Annotated in this window: 16 protein-coding genes; 9 read left to right on the forward strand and 7 right to left on the reverse strand. The window is 71.7% G+C overall.

Features of this window, described 5'->3' with window-relative positions; translation table 11 throughout:
- Positions 1-57 precede the first annotated feature (57 nt).
- From L2K70_RS04965 to L2K70_RS04980, 4 genes are all read left to right on the forward strand, one after another.
- The gene (locus L2K70_RS04965) at positions 58-1,176 is read left to right on the forward strand and encodes a PrsW family intramembrane metalloprotease (RefSeq protein WP_236399876.1); all 1,119 of its coding nucleotides are present in this window, start codon (positions 58-60) and stop codon (positions 1,174-1,176) included.
- Positions 1,173-2,984: a dynamin family protein gene (locus tag L2K70_RS04970; RefSeq protein ID WP_236399880.1), complete on the forward strand. Its 1,812-nt coding sequence runs from the start codon at positions 1,173-1,175 to the stop codon at positions 2,982-2,984. Before L2K70_RS04965 ends, L2K70_RS04970 begins: the two co-directional genes overlap by 4 nt.
- A 41-nt stretch (positions 2,985-3,025) precedes the next feature.
- Positions 3,026-4,681, forward strand: coding sequence for a YfjP family GTPase (locus L2K70_RS04975; protein ID WP_236399883.1), 1,656 nt, complete (start codon positions 3,026-3,028; stop codon positions 4,679-4,681).
- A 330-nt stretch (positions 4,682-5,011) separates the two neighbouring features.
- Positions 5,012-5,410: a single-stranded DNA-binding protein gene (locus L2K70_RS04980; protein WP_236399886.1), complete on the forward strand. Its 399-nt coding sequence runs from the start codon at positions 5,012-5,014 to the stop codon at positions 5,408-5,410.
- 60 nt (positions 5,411-5,470) lie between these two features.
- On the opposite strand, the gene L2K70_RS04985 is transcribed toward L2K70_RS04980, so the two are convergent.
- Positions 5,471-6,262: a hypothetical protein gene (locus tag L2K70_RS04985; RefSeq protein WP_236399888.1), complete on the reverse strand. Its 792-nt coding sequence runs from the start codon at positions 6,260-6,262 to the stop codon at positions 5,471-5,473.
- The gene (locus tag L2K70_RS04990) at positions 6,259-6,783 is read right to left on the reverse strand and encodes a SigE family RNA polymerase sigma factor (RefSeq protein ID WP_236399891.1); all 525 of its coding nucleotides are present in this window, start codon (positions 6,781-6,783) and stop codon (positions 6,259-6,261) included. Before L2K70_RS04990 ends, L2K70_RS04985 begins: the two co-directional genes overlap by 4 nt.
- A 137-nt stretch (positions 6,784-6,920) precedes the next feature.
- Here L2K70_RS04990 and ettA point away from each other — a divergent pair, with 137 nt between their 5' ends.
- On the forward strand, positions 6,921-8,603 hold the full coding sequence (gene ettA / locus L2K70_RS04995) for an energy-dependent translational throttle protein EttA (RefSeq protein ID WP_236399894.1): 1,683 nt from the start codon (positions 6,921-6,923) through the stop codon (positions 8,601-8,603).
- 111 nt (positions 8,604-8,714) lie between these two features.
- Here ettA and L2K70_RS05000 read toward each other — a convergent pair whose 3' ends face one another.
- From L2K70_RS05000 to L2K70_RS21560, 3 genes are read right to left on the reverse strand one after another with little or no spacing between them, the layout of a single operon-like run.
- Positions 8,715-9,209: a MarR family winged helix-turn-helix transcriptional regulator gene (locus L2K70_RS05000; RefSeq protein ID WP_236399897.1), complete on the reverse strand. Its 495-nt coding sequence runs from the start codon at positions 9,207-9,209 to the stop codon at positions 8,715-8,717.
- A gap of 16 nt (positions 9,210-9,225) precedes the next feature.
- Complete coding sequence (locus tag L2K70_RS05005) at positions 9,226-10,437, reverse strand: acetyl-CoA C-acetyltransferase (protein WP_236399900.1); 1,212 nt, start codon at positions 10,435-10,437, stop codon at positions 9,226-9,228.
- A gap of 60 nt (positions 10,438-10,497) precedes the next feature.
- Positions 10,498-11,103 carry a TetR/AcrR family transcriptional regulator gene (locus tag L2K70_RS21560; RefSeq protein WP_236399903.1) on the reverse strand — a complete coding sequence of 202 codons (606 nt, stop codon included), beginning with the start codon at positions 11,101-11,103 and terminating at the stop codon, positions 10,498-10,500.
- A gap of 133 nt (positions 11,104-11,236) precedes the next feature.
- Between L2K70_RS21560 and L2K70_RS05015 the strand changes: the two genes are divergently transcribed.
- Both L2K70_RS05015 and L2K70_RS05020 read left to right on the forward strand, forming a co-directional pair.
- A complete protein-coding gene (locus tag L2K70_RS05015) occupies positions 11,237-11,419 on the forward strand; it encodes a hypothetical protein (protein WP_236399906.1) in 183 nt (60 codons plus the stop codon).
- A 20-nt stretch (positions 11,420-11,439) separates the two neighbouring features.
- A complete protein-coding gene (locus tag L2K70_RS05020; RefSeq protein WP_236399908.1) occupies positions 11,440-12,306 on the forward strand; it encodes an acyl-CoA thioesterase in 867 nt (288 codons plus the stop codon).
- Between the two features lie 34 nt (positions 12,307-12,340).
- Here the strand turns inward: L2K70_RS05020 and L2K70_RS05025 are convergent, their stop codons facing one another.
- Entirely contained in the window at positions 12,341-12,727 is a 387-nt protein-coding gene (locus L2K70_RS05025) for a globin (protein WP_236399911.1), read from the reverse strand.
- A 1-nt stretch (position 12,728) separates the two neighbouring features.
- A complete protein-coding gene (locus tag L2K70_RS05030; RefSeq protein ID WP_236399913.1) occupies positions 12,729-13,811 on the reverse strand; it encodes a mechanosensitive ion channel family protein in 1,083 nt (360 codons plus the stop codon).
- A gap of 30 nt (positions 13,812-13,841) precedes the next feature.
- Here L2K70_RS05030 and L2K70_RS05035 point away from each other — a divergent pair, with 30 nt between their 5' ends.
- On the forward strand, positions 13,842-14,228 hold the full coding sequence (locus L2K70_RS05035; protein WP_236399916.1) for a hypothetical protein: 387 nt from the start codon (positions 13,842-13,844) through the stop codon (positions 14,226-14,228).
- Positions 14,215-14,595: a DUF5130 family protein gene (locus L2K70_RS05040; RefSeq protein WP_236399919.1), complete on the forward strand. Its 381-nt coding sequence runs from the start codon at positions 14,215-14,217 to the stop codon at positions 14,593-14,595. Before L2K70_RS05035 ends, L2K70_RS05040 begins: the two co-directional genes overlap by 14 nt.
- Positions 14,596-14,604: the final 9 nt, after the last annotated feature.

Genomic DNA, 14,604 nt, shown 5'->3' on the forward strand with positions numbered 1-14,604 from the left:
CCCTCGAACGGGTGCGGCGAGGCGGGTCGCACGAGCGTGCTCCGTTAGGGTCGGGGCATGCACCGAGGTCGCCGCGACAGCGTCGCGTTCACCGTCGTGGTGGGCATCCTCGTCCTGCTCGGCGGCCTCGCCATGGCCCTCGTGATCGGCCTCTCCGGCGCCCCCGGCTCGCTCGCCGTGGCGGCCCTCCTCGCGGCCGTCCCGGTCGGCCCGCTCGTGGGCTGCTTCATGTGGCTCGACCGTTACGAGCCTGAGCCACGCAACCTGCTCGCCGCAGGCCTGCTCTGGGGTGCGTTCGTCGCGACCGCGGCCGCCCTCGTGTTCCAGGGGATCGGGCTCGCCGGCGGAGCCAGCGAGCGCGACACCCTCTCCGTCGTCGCACCTCTCACGGAGGAGGCGACCAAGGGCGCGTTCCTGCTCCTGCTGCTGTGGTGGCGCCGCCACGAGCTCGACGGCGTCCTCGACGGCATCGTCTACGCCGGGATGGTCGGCATCGGCTTCGCGTTCACCGAGAACATCCTCTACCTCGCGGCGGCCTACGACGGCACGGACGGCCTCGGTCCCGGTGGCACCGAGGCGCTCACCGGCACGTTCATCGTCCGCTGCCTGATCAGCCCGTTCGCGCACCCGCTGTTCACCGCGTTCACCGGGATCGGCGTGGGGCTCGCGATCGCGTCGCGCCGCACCGTCGTACGGGTGCTGGCGCCGGTCGCCGGGTTCCTCGTGGCGGCGTTCCTGCACGGTCTCTGGAACGCCTCGACCCTGTCGGGCACCGGCCACTTCTTCCTCGTCTACGGGACGCTGATGCTGCCTGCGCTCGTCGCCGTCGCCGCGTTCGCGATCTACCGCCGACGCTCCGAGCGGCCGCTGCTGGCCGCCGCCCTCCAGGACGCCGCCGACCGCGGCCTCCTCCCGGCCACCGACATCCCGTGGTTGGTCGACCTGCGGGCGCGTCGGCACGCGCGACGGTGGGCACGCGCGCACGGTGGCACCCCGGCCGAGCGCGGCATGCGCGAGTACCAGGCGGCCGCGATCGAGCTCGGCTACCTGCACCACCGCTACCTGCGTGGCACCGCGCCGGACGACTTCTCGGTCCGGGGCCAGGAGTTCGTCGAGCAGCTGCGGCGCATCCGTCCCTACATCTCCTTCCCCGGACAGGTGGTGCCGACGCGATGACCGAGCAGCAGCCCGGGATGACCGGTAAGGCGTCGGCGACGGGACGTCGTTCCGCCGAGCCCACCACCGCGATGGTGACCGCCCTGGTGCGGATGCGCGGTGCGCTCCAGGAGACGCGGCTGCCGCTGGAGCTGCCCGGCGCCGACGAGCAGCGGGCGTCGCGCGCCGAGATGGTCGACCAGCTCGAGGACTACGTCATCCCGCGCCTGATGACCCTCGACGCGCCTCTCCTCGCCGTCGTCGGCGGCTCCACCGGCGCCGGCAAGTCGACGCTGGTCAACTCCCTCGTCGGCACCCGCGTCACCACCCCCGGAGTGCTGCGCCCGACCACGCGCTCGCCGGTGCTGGTGCACCACCCTGACGACGCGCAGTGGTTCGGCCAGGAGGGCCTGCTCCCCGACCTCGAGCGGGTGACGCGCCAGACCAACGACCCGTCGGCCCTCCAGCTGGTGGCGTCGCCGGCGATGTCGCCTGGGCTCGCCATCCTCGACGCGCCCGACATCGACTCGGTCGAGGAGCGCAACCGCGTGCTCGCCGCGCAGCTGCTCGCGGCCGCCGACCTGTGGCTCTTCGTCACCTCGGCGGCGAGGTACGCCGACCAGGTGCCCTGGGACTTCCTGCGCAAGGCGGCCGAGCGGTCCGCTGCCGTGGCGATCGTGCTCGACCGCACGCCGCCGGACGCCGTGGAGACGATCCAGACCCACCTCGCCCGGATGCTCGCCAGCCGCGGCCTGAAGGACTCGCCCCTCTTCACCGTCGAGGAGGGCGAGGTCTCCGAGATGGGGCTGCTCAGGTCCTCGGCCGTGATGGAGATCCGCCAGTGGTTGCAGGCCCTGGCCAACGACCAGGAGGCGCGCGCGGCCGTCGTGCAGCAGACCCTCGAGGGCGCCGTGCGCACGCTGGCGCGCCGTACGCACCAGGTGGCGGACGCGGCGGGCGAGCAGGCCGACGCCGTACGACGCCTGCGCGAGGACGCCAACGAGGCCTACGACCGTGCCGCGGTCGCGATCGCCGAGTCCTCGGCCGACGGCACGCTGCTGCGCGGCGAGGTGCTGGCGCGCTGGCAGGAGTTCGTCGGCACGGGCGAGCTGCTGAAGTCGCTGGAGACGCGGGTCGGCTGGATCCGCGACCGGGTGGTCAACGCGGTGAAGGGCAAGCCGCAGCAGGCCGAGCGGGTCACCGTCGCCGTCGAGTCCGGGCTCGAGACGCTGATCCTCGAGCACGCCGAGGCGGCCGCCGAGCGTGCCGAGGCGTCGTGGCGCAGCACCGCCGCCGGCCAGATCCTGCTCCGCGACGCGGGGGAGGATCTCGGTCGGGCGTCGCGCGACTTCCGCCGCCGGGCCGAGCGCGTCGTCCGCGACTGGCAGTCCGACGTGCTGGAGATGGTCCGCACCGAGGGCGCCGACAAACGCTCCACCGCGCGCTTCCTCGCCTTCGGCGTCAACGGCCTCTCGGTCGCCCTGATGGTGGTCGTGTTCGCCCACACCGCGGGCGTCACCGGCGCTGAGGCGGGCATCGCCGGAGGCTCGGCCGTGCTGGGCCAGAAGCTGCTCGAGGCCGTGTTCGGCGACCAGGCCGTGCGCTCGCTCGCCGAGCGCGCCAAGCGACTCCTCGAGGCGTCGGTCAGCGAGCTGCTCGACAGCGAGCGGCGCCGCTACACAGACCTCCTCGACAGCCTCCGCATCGAGCCCGAGGCGCCCGAGCGGCTGCGCAAGGCCGCCCGCAAGGTCGACGACCTGCGGTTCGCCGCGAGCCGCGGGTCGCAGGTCGCAGAGCCGGGGTCGGACGCGCGTGACGCCGCCGAATAGGGTTGGTGGCGAAGCCGCACCACCAGGACCGTGAGGGAGTCATGACGTCATTGCTCGAAGGGGCCAAGAAGCTGGTCACCCGGAGCTCTGACGTCGGCGCCCGGGTCGACGGCCTCGAGCGCGCCGCCGCGGGTGCGCGAGGTCGGGTCGACGACGAGGTCGTCGACCACGCCGACGCCGTCGCCGCTCGCGCGGCCGGTCGCCTCAAGCTCTCCGCCGACCACACCGTCGTCGCGCTCGCCGGCGCCACCGGCAGCGGCAAGTCGTCGACGTTCAACGCCCTGAGCGGGCTCGAGCTCTCCGCGGTCGGGGTCCGCCGCCCCACCACGTCGTGGGCCACGGCGTGCGTGTGGGGCAAGGAAGGTGCCGAGGAGCTCCTCGAGTGGCTCGGCATCCCGGCCCGCCACCAGGTCACCCGCGACTCCATGCTCTCCTCGGCCGACGAGGACGACGAGCTGCGCGGCGTCGTGCTGCTCGACCTCCCCGACCACGACTCCACCGAGGTCTCGCACCACCTCGAGGTGGACCGGCTCGTGCAGCTCGCCGACATGCTGGTGTGGGTGCTCGACCCGCAGAAGTACGCCGACGCCGCGATCCACGAGCGCTTCCTCCGCCCGCTCGCCAGCCACCGCGACGTGATGCTCGTGGTGCTCAACCACATCGACTCCGTGCCGGAGAACCGGCGCGCCAGCATGGTGGAGGACGTACGACGCCTCCTCGACGCCGACGGCCTCGCGGGCGTGCCGGTGCTGCCGATCAGCGCGCGCCACGGCTGGGGCGTCGACGAGCTGCGCGGCATGGTCGCCAAGCGGGTCGCCGAGAAGAAGGTGACCCGGTCGCGCCTCGAGGCCGACGTCCGCGCCGCCGCGGAGCGGCTGCAGGAGGCGACGGGCAGCGGGAGGACGCCGACCCTCTCGAAGGAGCGGGTCGCCGCGCTGGACGACGCCTTCGCCGACGCCGCCGGTGTGCCGACCGTGGTGAAGGCGGTCGAGGACTCCACCCGGATGCGAGCCAACCGCGCCACCGGCTGGCCGGTCACCGCGTGGTTCTCCAGGCTCAAGCCGGACCCGCTGAAGAGGCTCCACCTCGACCTCGGAGCCGCCGGCAAGGAGCTGACCGGTGCGGCCCGCACGTCGGTGCCGAAGGCCACCGGTGTCCAGCGTGCTCGGGTCGACACCGAGGTGCGCGCCCTGGCCGACCAGGTCGGCGAGGGGATGGCGCCGTCGTGGGCGCAGGCCGTCCGCGCCGCGTCCGTGTCCCGCCTGCCCGACCTCGGCGACCGGCTCGACCGCGCGGTCGCGTCCACCGACCTGGGCGCCGACCGGATCCCGGCGTGGGCCGGACTGGTGAAGGTCCTGCAGTACGTCCTCATCATCTCAGCGCTCGTCGGCGCCGGCTGGCTCGCGCTGCTCGCTTTCGGCTCCTATGCCCGCCTGCCCGAGCCGCCCACCCCCGAGGTGTGGCAGTTCCCGGTGCCGACCTTGCTCCTGCTCGGCGGCATCGGCCTCGGGCTGCTCCTCGCGCTCGTGTGCCGCTGGCTCGTCTCGCTCACGGCACGGGCTCGCGCCCGCAGGGCCGACAAGCGCCTGCGCGACGCGATCTCCGAGGTGTCGCAGGAGATGGTCGTGACGCCGATCCAGGCCGAGCTGGCGTCCTACGCCGAGGTCCGCGACGGCCTCGCCGCCGCCCTGCGCTGACCTCCCTCCGCCGACGGCGGCGGCACGTGTCCGCGAAGTGGCCCTCGGGCTGACCGGCCGGACCACACGTGTCCGCGACGTGGCCCCGGAACCGCTGGTGTGAGGGCCAGTTCTCGGACACGTGTACGCCGTCCGCTGCCAGCAGGCTCCCCGGCAGCCAGGCGCGAGCGACGCTGTGTCGGGACCGACTCGGGCCACCAGCTGTCCACAGCCCACACCGATCGACCGTCGTCCACAGGCCGTCGAGTCGGGTGGGCGCCGCTGTCGGCGTACCGCCGCAACCTTGGGTGATCCGCGGCGGGACCGACCGCCGCCTCGAGAGGAGACCCGATGTACGACACCCAGATCACCCTCGCCGGCTGGATCGGCGGCGACGTCACCCTGCGCGAGGTCGCGCAGGGCCGGCACGTCGCGTCGTTCCGGATGGCCTGCACCCCGACCCGCTACCGCGACGGCGAATGGGTGAAGGGCACCACGTCGTGGCACACCGTGAAGGTCTGGAACCGCCTCGCGCGCCATGTCGCGGCCTCGCTGCACAACGGCGACCCGGTGGTCGTCCACGGCCGGCTGGTCGCGGACGTGTGGGAGCGCGACGGCAAGCCGCAGACGTCGTGGGAGGTGGTGGCGAGCTCGGTCGGCCACGACCTCGCCCACGGCACGACCACCTTCGCCAAGCCGGAGGTCGTGCAGGTCGCGGCTCCCGAGGTCGCGGAGCCGCAGGCCGCGTGACAGGGCGTGTGACGAAGCGGTCGCCCGGACGGCCGGACTGTCACACGTCCTCGAGCCGGATCAGGGCTCGTACGACACCCACACGTCGTTGCGGACCAGGTTTTCCAGGTCGTCGAGGCTCAGCGGTGGCCTGGCCGCCGACACGGGGGAGTCCTCACTCCACTTGTCGTCGAGGCTGTTCGCGCCCGCCGCGTACACGGTGCCGCCGTCGCGGCGCAGGACGACTTCGTTGATCACGACGCCGTCGAACCACCGTGCACTGAGCCGGTGGCCGACGACGTTGCCCGCGGCGTCGAGCAGCTCTTCGCACCGGGTGCGGTCGGACGAGCTCTCGCCCCCGCAGCCGATCCGGCGGTCCATGCCGATCTGGCCCATGTCCTCCGCAGGCCCCGGCGAGAGGATGACGTTCAGGCGGCCCGGCCCACCCGTGGTGACGAGCATCGGGCTGATCGAGCCGTGAGCCAGCCCGCCCTCGGGGGTGTCGGCCTCCAGAGGACCTGGATCGGTGACGGTGACCCCGTCGGGCGCGATCGCCTCTACCGCAGCCACCATGTCGGTCGCCGGCATGTCCCACCAGCCCTTCGGGGCGGGGTGGACGGGTGCTGGCGGCTGGGTGGCGATGAGATCTCCGTCGCGCACCGGCCTGTCACCGCCCGCGGCGATCCACGGACCGGCCAAGCCCGCGAGCGCGATCGCGGCGATACCTGCAGCGGCGTACGACGCGCGTCGGCGGGTGCGTAGCCGGCGACCGCGCGCGAGCGCGATGGATGGCAGGTCGGACGGGGGGCGAGTGCCACTCATCGCGGAGTCGATGACCTCGCGGACGTAGTGCTCGTCGGTGTCGATGCTCATCTGGTTCCCTCCTGGGACGGGATCGGCTCGCGGATGTCGGCGAGCTGGGTGCGCAGGGAGGCGAGGGCGCGCAGTGACCTGTTCTTGACCGCCGCCCTGCTGAGGTGGAGCGCGCGAGCGGTCTCCTCGACGGAGTGGTCCTCCCAGTAGCGCAGCACCACCACCGCCCGGTCGAGCGGTGCGAGGTCGCGCAGCGCCGCGAGCAGGGTCATCCGCAGCTCGGGGTCGTCGCCCGCCGCGGCAGCGCTGTCGGACATCTCGGCCACGGCGACCTCGCTGCTGCTCCGACGCCGCTTCTCGCTCAGGAAGGTCTTCAGGACGATGCCGCTGACGTAGGCCGTCGGGTCGTCGGCAGTGCTCACCCGACGCCAGTGGACGTACGCCTTGGCCAGCGCCGACTGCAGCAAGTCCTCGGCGGCTGACGACGACGTCGTCAGCAGCCAGGCCTTGCGGTGGAGCTGTGCCGAGGCGGACGCGACGAAGGCGGTGAACTCCTCGTCGACGCTGGTGCTCGCTCGCATCGGTCCCTCTTCTGCGGGGCCTCCCGGGTGGAGGCCGGCACCCTGCTCGACGTCGTGGACGGCGGATCGGTCTCACGCCCGTCGCAAGGCTAGACGCGATTGTCGGGGCGGGTGCCGTTCCCCGTAGGCTCGCCCGCATGGCTGAGTACGTCTTCACACTGCGCAACGTGCGCAAGGCCCACGGTGACAAGGTCGTCCTCGACAACGTCACCCTCTCGTTCCTCCACGGCGCCAAGATCGGTGTCGTCGGACCCAACGGAGCCGGCAAGTCCACGCTCTTCAAGATCATGGCCGGGCTCGAGCACGCCAACAACGGCGACGCGATCAAGGACCCCGAGGCGACTGTCGGCATGCTCCAGCAGGAGCCGCCGCTGACCGAGGGCAAGACCGTGCTCGAGAACGTCGAGGAGGCCGTGGCCGACCTCAAGTCGAAGATGAAGCGTCTCGAGGACGCCTACATGGAGATGGGCGACCCGGACGCCGACCAGGACGCCCTCATGCAGGAGACCGGGGACCTGCAGACCGAGCTCGACAACGCCAACGCGTGGGACCTCGACAGCCGCCTCGACCAGGCGATGGACGCCCTGCGGTGCCCGCCGCCGGACGTGCTCGTCGACAACCTCTCCGGTGGTGAGCGCCGCCGCGTCGCGCTGTGCAAGCTGCTGCTCGAGCAGCCCGACCTGCTGCTCCTCGACGAGCCCACCAACCACCTCGACGCCGAGTCGGTCCAGTGGCTCGAGGGCCACCTGAAGACCTACCCCGGCGCCGTCATGGCGATCACCCACGACCGGTACTTCCTCGACAACGTCGCCGAGTGGATCGCCGAGGTCGACCGCGGAAAGATCCACGGCTACGAGGGCAACTACTCGACCTACCTGGAGACCAAGCGCGAGCGTCTCAAGGTCGAGGGGCAGAAGGACGCCAAGCGCGCCAAGATGCTCGAGAAGGAGCTGGAGTGGGTCCGCTCCAACGCCAAGGCCCGCCAGACCAAGAGCCGCTCGCGTCTCGCGCGCTACGAGGAGATGGCCGCCGAGGCCGATCGCGCCCGCAAGATCGACACCTCCGAGATCAACATCCCCGCCGGTCCACGCCTGGGCGACGTGGTGCTCGAGGCCGAGAACCTCGGCAAGGGCTTCGAGGGGCGCACCCTCATGCACGACGTCTCGTTCAAGCTGCCGCGCGCCGGCATCGTCGGCGTGATCGGCCCCAACGGCGTCGGCAAGACCACGCTCTTCCGGATGATCACCGGCCAGGAGGAGCCCGACGAGGGCTCGCTCAAGGTCGGCCAGACGGTGAAGATCTCCTACGTCGACCAGACCCGCGGCGGCATCGACCCCAACAAGAACGTCTGGGAGGTCGTCTCCGACGGCCTCGACTTCATCAAGGTCGCCAACTTCGAGATGAACTCGCGCGCCTACGTCGCGTCGTTCGGCTTCAAGGGTCCCGACCAGCAGAAGAAGGCCGGCGTCCTCTCCGGCGGTGAGCGCAACCGCCTCAACCTCGCGCTCACGCTGAAGATGGGCGGCAACATGCTGCTCCTCGACGAGCCCACCAACGACCTCGACGTCGAGACCCTGTCGTCGCTCGAGGACGCGCTGCTCGACTTCCCCGGCTGCGCCGTGGTCACCTCCCACGACCGGTGGTTCCTCGACCGTGTCGCGACCCACATCCTCGCCTGGGAGGGCGACGACGAGGACCCGGCCAAGTGGTTCTGGTTCGAGGGCAACTTCGCGTCCTACGAGGAGAACAAGATCGAGCGCCTCGGCATCGAGGCCGCCCGGCCGCACCGCGTGACGCACCGCCGCCTGACCCGCGACTGACGAGCTTCGTAGCCGAGTCCCACGCTTGTCAGCCGAGATCTCGGCTGACAAGCGTTGTGGTCACCGGACATCCGGTGACTCCAGAGGTACCACGCCCGGGCGGAAACGGCGCTACTGCTTCCGGATCTCCGACTCCGGGTGCCGCGGCACGAGGTGGTCGCTGACGGCGTCGAAGACCCGGCCGACGGCGGCGAAGTCCTCCTCGGACACCAGGTCGACGAGGTTGCGGCGCACGCTCTCGACGTGGCAGGGGGCGGCCTTCACCAGCAGGTCGTAACCCCGCTCGGTCATGGTCGCCACGACCCCGCGGCCGTCGTCCGGTGTGGTGCCGCGAGTGATGTAGCCGGCGGCCTCCATCCGCGCGACGGTGTGCGTCACCCGGCTGCGGGAGTGCGCCATGGCGTCGGCGAGCTGCGCCATCCGCATCGCGCGCCCGGGGCGTTCGGAGAGCCGCACCATCACCTCGTACTCGGTGAGCGACATCCCGAACTCGCGTCGTAGGTCGTCGTCGAGCCGCTCCTGCAGCAGCGTGATCCCCATCATCAGGGCACGCCACGAGTGCTGCTGGTCGTCATCGAGCCAACGGGCTTCCCCGGCGTCCGTCATGCCGCGAGCCTAGTGCTCAGACGCGCTCGAGGATCATCGCCATGCCCTGGCCGCCGCCGACGCACATCGTGATCAGCCCGGTGGACTTGTCGTGCCAGTCGAGGCTGTTGAGCATCGTGTTCTGCAGGCGGGCGCCGGTCATGCCGAAGGGGTGCCCGACCGCGATCGCGCCGCCGTTGACGTTGAGGCGGTCGAGGTCGATGCCGAGGTCCTGGTAGGACGGCACGACCTGCGCGGCGAACGCCTCGTTGATCTCGACGAGGTCGATGTCGCCGATCGACATGCCGGCGAAGCGCAGCGCGTTCCTCGTCGCCTCGACCGGGCCGAGGCCCATGATCTCGGGGGAGAGGCCCGAGACGCCGGTGGAGACGATGCGGGCGAGCGGGGTCAGGCCGAGCTCCTTCGCCTTCGTGTCGGACATGACGACGACGGCAGCGGCGCCGTCGTTGAGGGCGCAGCAGTTGCCGGCGGTGACCACGCCGTCGGGACGGAAGACGGGGTCGAGGCCGGCGATGGCGTCGTACGTCACTCCGGCGCGGGGGCCGTCGTCCTTGGTCACGAGGGTGCCGTCGGGGGTGGTGACGGGCGTGATCTCGCGCTCCCAGAAACCGTCGGCGATCGCCTTCTCGGCGAGGTTCTGCGAGCGGACGGCGAACTCGTCGAGCTCCCGGCGGTCGAGGCCGCGCAGGCGGGCGACGTTCTCGGCCGTCTGGCCCATCGCGATGTAGATGTCGGGCAGCTGGCCGTCCTCGCGCGGGTCGTGCCAGTCCACACCGCCCTTGGCCATCTCGTCCGTACGGGCGCCCGCGTCCTCGAAGACGGGGTTGCGGGTGCCGGGGATGTGGTCGGAGGTGCCCTGGGCGAAGCGGGAGACGGTCTCGACGCCCGCGGAGACGAAGATGTCGCCCTCGCCGGCCTTGATCGCGTGGAAGGCCATGCGGGTGGTCTGCACCGACGAGGAGCAGTAGCGGGTGATGGTCGCGCCGGGGACCTCGAGCCCGAGGAGCGTGGTGACGACGCGGGCCATGTTGTTGCCGGACTCACCGCCCGGGAGGCCGCAGCCGAGGAGCAGGTCCTCGATCGTCGCCGGGTCGAGGCCCGGGATCTTGTCGAGCGCCGCACGGACGGCCAGGACCGTCAGGTCGTCGGGGCGGAAGTCCTTGAGGGACCCCTTGTTGGCGCGGCCGATGGGCGTACGCGCTGCGGAAACGATCACTGCCTCGGGCATGGCGAACTCCGGGTTACTCGTGGGTCACTGTCTGCCGGCACCCTAGTCCGGAGCGTGTCGTCAGGCGTCCTGCGGGTGGGGCCCGAGCGCGGTCAGCAGCTGCTCGGTGCTCGAGGCGACGTACGCGTGCCGGGCTGCCGGCGGCCGCAGCAGGGAGGCGACGAGGACGCCGTCCATGGCGGCGACGAGGGTCTCGGCCGAGGCGGAGCCGGTCGCCCCGGCGTCGTCGGCGTCCGCGATCACCCGGTCGACCGTGCGGACCAGCTCCGCGCGCCACTGGGTGAAGCGCTCGGCGAGCGCATCGTCGCGGGTCGCGGCGACCGTCAGCTCGAGGCGCGCGGTGAGCAGCTCGGGGTGGTCGAGCCACCGGGAGAAGAGGGCGGACACCTCGGCGACCGCTCGTCCCACGTCGCCCGGGCAGGAGGCCAGCCTCTCGCCGAGCGCTGCGACGTCGGCTGCGAGCCGGTCGGCGACCAGGTCACCGAGCGCGCCCAGCAGCGCCTCCCGCGTGCGGTAGTAGGCCGACGAGCTCCCCTCGGCCAGCCCCGCCTCGCGGTCGACGGCCCGGTGGGTGAGGCCCCGGTTGCCCTGGCGGGCGAGCACGGTCGTGGCGGCCTCGAGGATCGCGCGGCGGCGCGGTGAGAGCTCCTCCTGCGTCGGGCTCACGAGTGCTCCGCCTCCTCTGCAGCGTCACGAACCGTGCGGTGACGCAGGACACTACCGCTCCGGCTTGCTCCTCCGAGCCATCGGCGTATGCTTCTACACAAGTAGAATCTACATGTGTAGAAAGGAACTGATCATGCAGATCATCGACGCCACCGCCGCCTACCTCCTCCTGACCCTGACCGGCCTCGCCGCGCTCGCCGTCGTGGTGCTCGCCATCGTGGCGCTGCCCCCGGCGCTGCGCGAGTCGCGCCGCGACCGCGTCGCCCGCCAGGAGTCCATCCCGACCTACTACGGACGCCTGCACTTCGCGCACTGATCGTCTGCGACCATCGAGGCGTGCGCCATCTCTACCGGTGCCCGCTGAGGTGGGCCGACCTCGACCTCCTGGGCCACGTCAACAACGTCACGTACGTCGACTACCTCCAGGAGGCGCGGGTCGACATGTTCCGGACGCACGCGCCGGACAGCCGGAGCGACGACCTGGCCGAGGGCGTGGTGGTCGTCCGGCACGAGGTCACCTACGTGGCCTCGCTGACCTTCGGCTTCGAGCCGGTCTCGATCGAGTGCTGGGTCACCGAGATCCGCGGTGCGAGCTTCACGATGGCCTACGAGGTCTTCGCCGAGGACGAGGCGGGGGAGCGCACGGTCTACCTCAAGGCCCGCACCCTCCTGACGCCCTACGTCTTCTCGACCGAGCGCCCACGTCGGCTCCACCCGCAGGAGCGGGAGTCGCTCGCCCGGCTGCTCGAGCCGGACGAGCCCGTCCGTCCCCCCGCGGTCCCGGACGTGGTCGACGTCCCCGGAGGTCGGTACGACGTCCACGTGCGGTTCAGCGACGTCGACGTCTACGGCCACGTGAACAACGTGAAGTACTTCGAGTACTTCCAGGAGGCCCGGATCCAGCTGATGGTCGCCCAGGGGCGCGACCTCGGTCAGGGGCGCGCGGACGGCTACCACCTCGTCGTGGCGCAGACCGACGTCGACTACAAGCGACCGATCCTCTTCCGCCCCGAGCCCTACGACTGCCGCACCTGGGTCTCACGCATCGGCAGCACGTCCGTCGTCTTCGAGTCGGTCGTGCGCGACGACCTGGCGGACGGACAGGTGCTCGCCCGCGCCAGGGTCGTCGGCGTCTGCATCGACAACGGGACCGGCCGGCCGGCGCCGGTGCCCGACGCGTTCCGCGAGCTCGCAGCCGGCTGACCCCTGGCTGACCCTGCTGACCCCGGGCCGTTCCCTACTCGACGGGCTCCATCGTGTTGACCATGAACTGGGCGGCGTGGGTGACGTAGTCCCAGAACCGGGCGTCCTGCTCGGGCGTCAGGTCGGCCGCGTCGAGCCCGGCGCGGAAGTGGGTCAGCCAGTGCTGGGCGGCGGTCGGCGTCACCTCGAACGGCGCGTGGCGCATCCGCAGGCGCGGGTGCCCGCGCGTGTCGCCGTACGTCGTCGGGCCACCCCAGTACTGGATGAGGAAGAGTGCGAAGCGCTCCTCGGCCGGCCCGAGGTCCGCCTCGGGGTACATCGGGCGCAGCACGTCGTCGGTGGCCACGCCCTCGTAGAAGCGGTGCACGATCGTGCGGATCGTCGCCTCGCCGCCGATCTTGTCGTAGAAGGAGTCGCTCACCTCAGGCCTCCCGGTCCGTCTGGGTCGCCTCGGCGGAAGCCGCCGACGGGGCGCTCTCCTGCCACATCACCCGCTGCGCCACGGCGAGCTCGATGCCCTCGTGCTGGAAGCGCGCCTTGACGCGCTCGCGCATCGCCCGGGCGATGCCCCACTGCTCCATCGGCGCCGTCTTGAGGGTCACCCGGACGACGATGCCGTCGACGCCGAGCGACTCGACGCCCCAGACCTCCGGCTCCTCGATGATGAGGCCCTTGAAGTCCTCGTCCTCCCAGAGGTCGTGCGCGACGTCCTCGAGGACCCGGCGCACCTTCGTGAGGTCCTCGGTGTAGCCGACGGTGACGTCGAGGACGGTGCGGGCCCAGTTCTGGCTCATGTTGCCCACCCGCAGGATCTCGCCGTTGCGGACGTACCAGACGGTGCCGTTGACGTCGCGCAGCCGGGTCACGCGCAGGCTCACGGCCTCGACGGTGCCGGAGGCCTCACCCAGGTCGACGACGTCGCCCACGCCGTACTGGTCCTCGAAGATCATGAAGATGCCGGACAGGAAGTCCTTGACCAGCGTCTGCGAGCCGAAGCCGAGCGCGACGCCGATGATCCCCGCGCTGGCGATGAGCGGCGCGATGTCGTAGCCGAGCTCGGCGATGAACATCAGCACGACGACCGTGAAGACGACCCCGCTGACGATGCTCTTGAGGAGCGTGCCCATCGTCGCCGCGCGCTGGACCCGGCGGGTGTACGTCGCGTCGTCGCGGAGGTTCAGCGCGGCGCCGGCCTTGCTGCCCGAGATCGCGCGGCTGAGGCGGTTGGGCAGCACGCCGACCTCGGCCTGCTGGACGACGCGGTCGATGAGCCGGTGGAGCAGCCACCGGGCGACCAGGCCGATGATGATCAGCCCCAGCAGGGCGCTCGGCTTGCCGACGACCCAGTCCGTGACGTTGGCCAGCGTCTGGTTGCCGGTGCGGTCGAGGACCCAGGTGCAGAGGGTCCCGTCGGTGCAGACGGTGAGAGGCGTGTGGGGGGTGATGGTCTCGCTCCCGGAGACCTCGGTCACGTCAATGATCGGGGCGTGGAGGGGGTGAGGCATGCCCGCCAGTATGGCGATAGCCTGTTTGCCGTGACCACGCGCCTCAGCCATCCACGCCCGGCCCGTCGAGGTGTCCGCGCCCTCGTCCTGGGCAGTGCGCCCGTGCTCGCCCTCCTCGCCGTCCCGGCCCACGCCGACGTGCCCGAGGGCTGGGGTGGCGAGACCCAGCACCGCAGCCTCGACTTCCTCCACGCGCTCGGGCTCTACCTCGGCGCGCCGCTGCTGCTGTTCGTGCTCATCGCCCTCGCTGTCTACATCCCTGCGATGGTCCGCGGCGAGAAGCTCCTGCCCGACCACGGCGGTCCGGGCGGCCACCCCGAGGGCCAGTGGATCGGCGGCCCGCGCCAGGGCGTCGCCGAGCTCCCCGCGCCCGACGGCGACGACTCGCGAGCGGGTGGCGCAAGTGGCCGCTGGTGAGCTGAGCGAGGCCGACCGCCTCGCCCTGGACCGGACGATCCGGCTCGCCGAGGAGTCCAGCCGCGTCGAGTTCTCCGTCTACGTCGGCAGCGCCGACGGCGACGACACCCGCGCCTGGGCGACCCGCCTGCACAACCGGCTCGTCGTCCCCGCGCGCAGCGTCCTGGTCTTCGTCGACCCCTCGCGTCGGGCGATCGAGGTCGTCACGGGTGGCGACGTACGCCGTCACCTCACCGACGCCGAGGTCGAGCTGGCCGTGCTGGCCATGTCGTCCGAGTTCGCCAGCGGCAGCCTGGTCTCCGGCCTGCAGCGCGGCATCGCCATGCTCGCCGACCACGCGCGACCGCAGAACACGCTCCACGCCTGAACCTCGACC

The sequence above is a fragment of the Nocardioides potassii genome, from assembly GCF_021648885.1.
Taxonomy (GTDB): Bacteria; Actinomycetota; Actinomycetes; order Propionibacteriales; family Nocardioidaceae; genus Nocardioides; species Nocardioides potassii.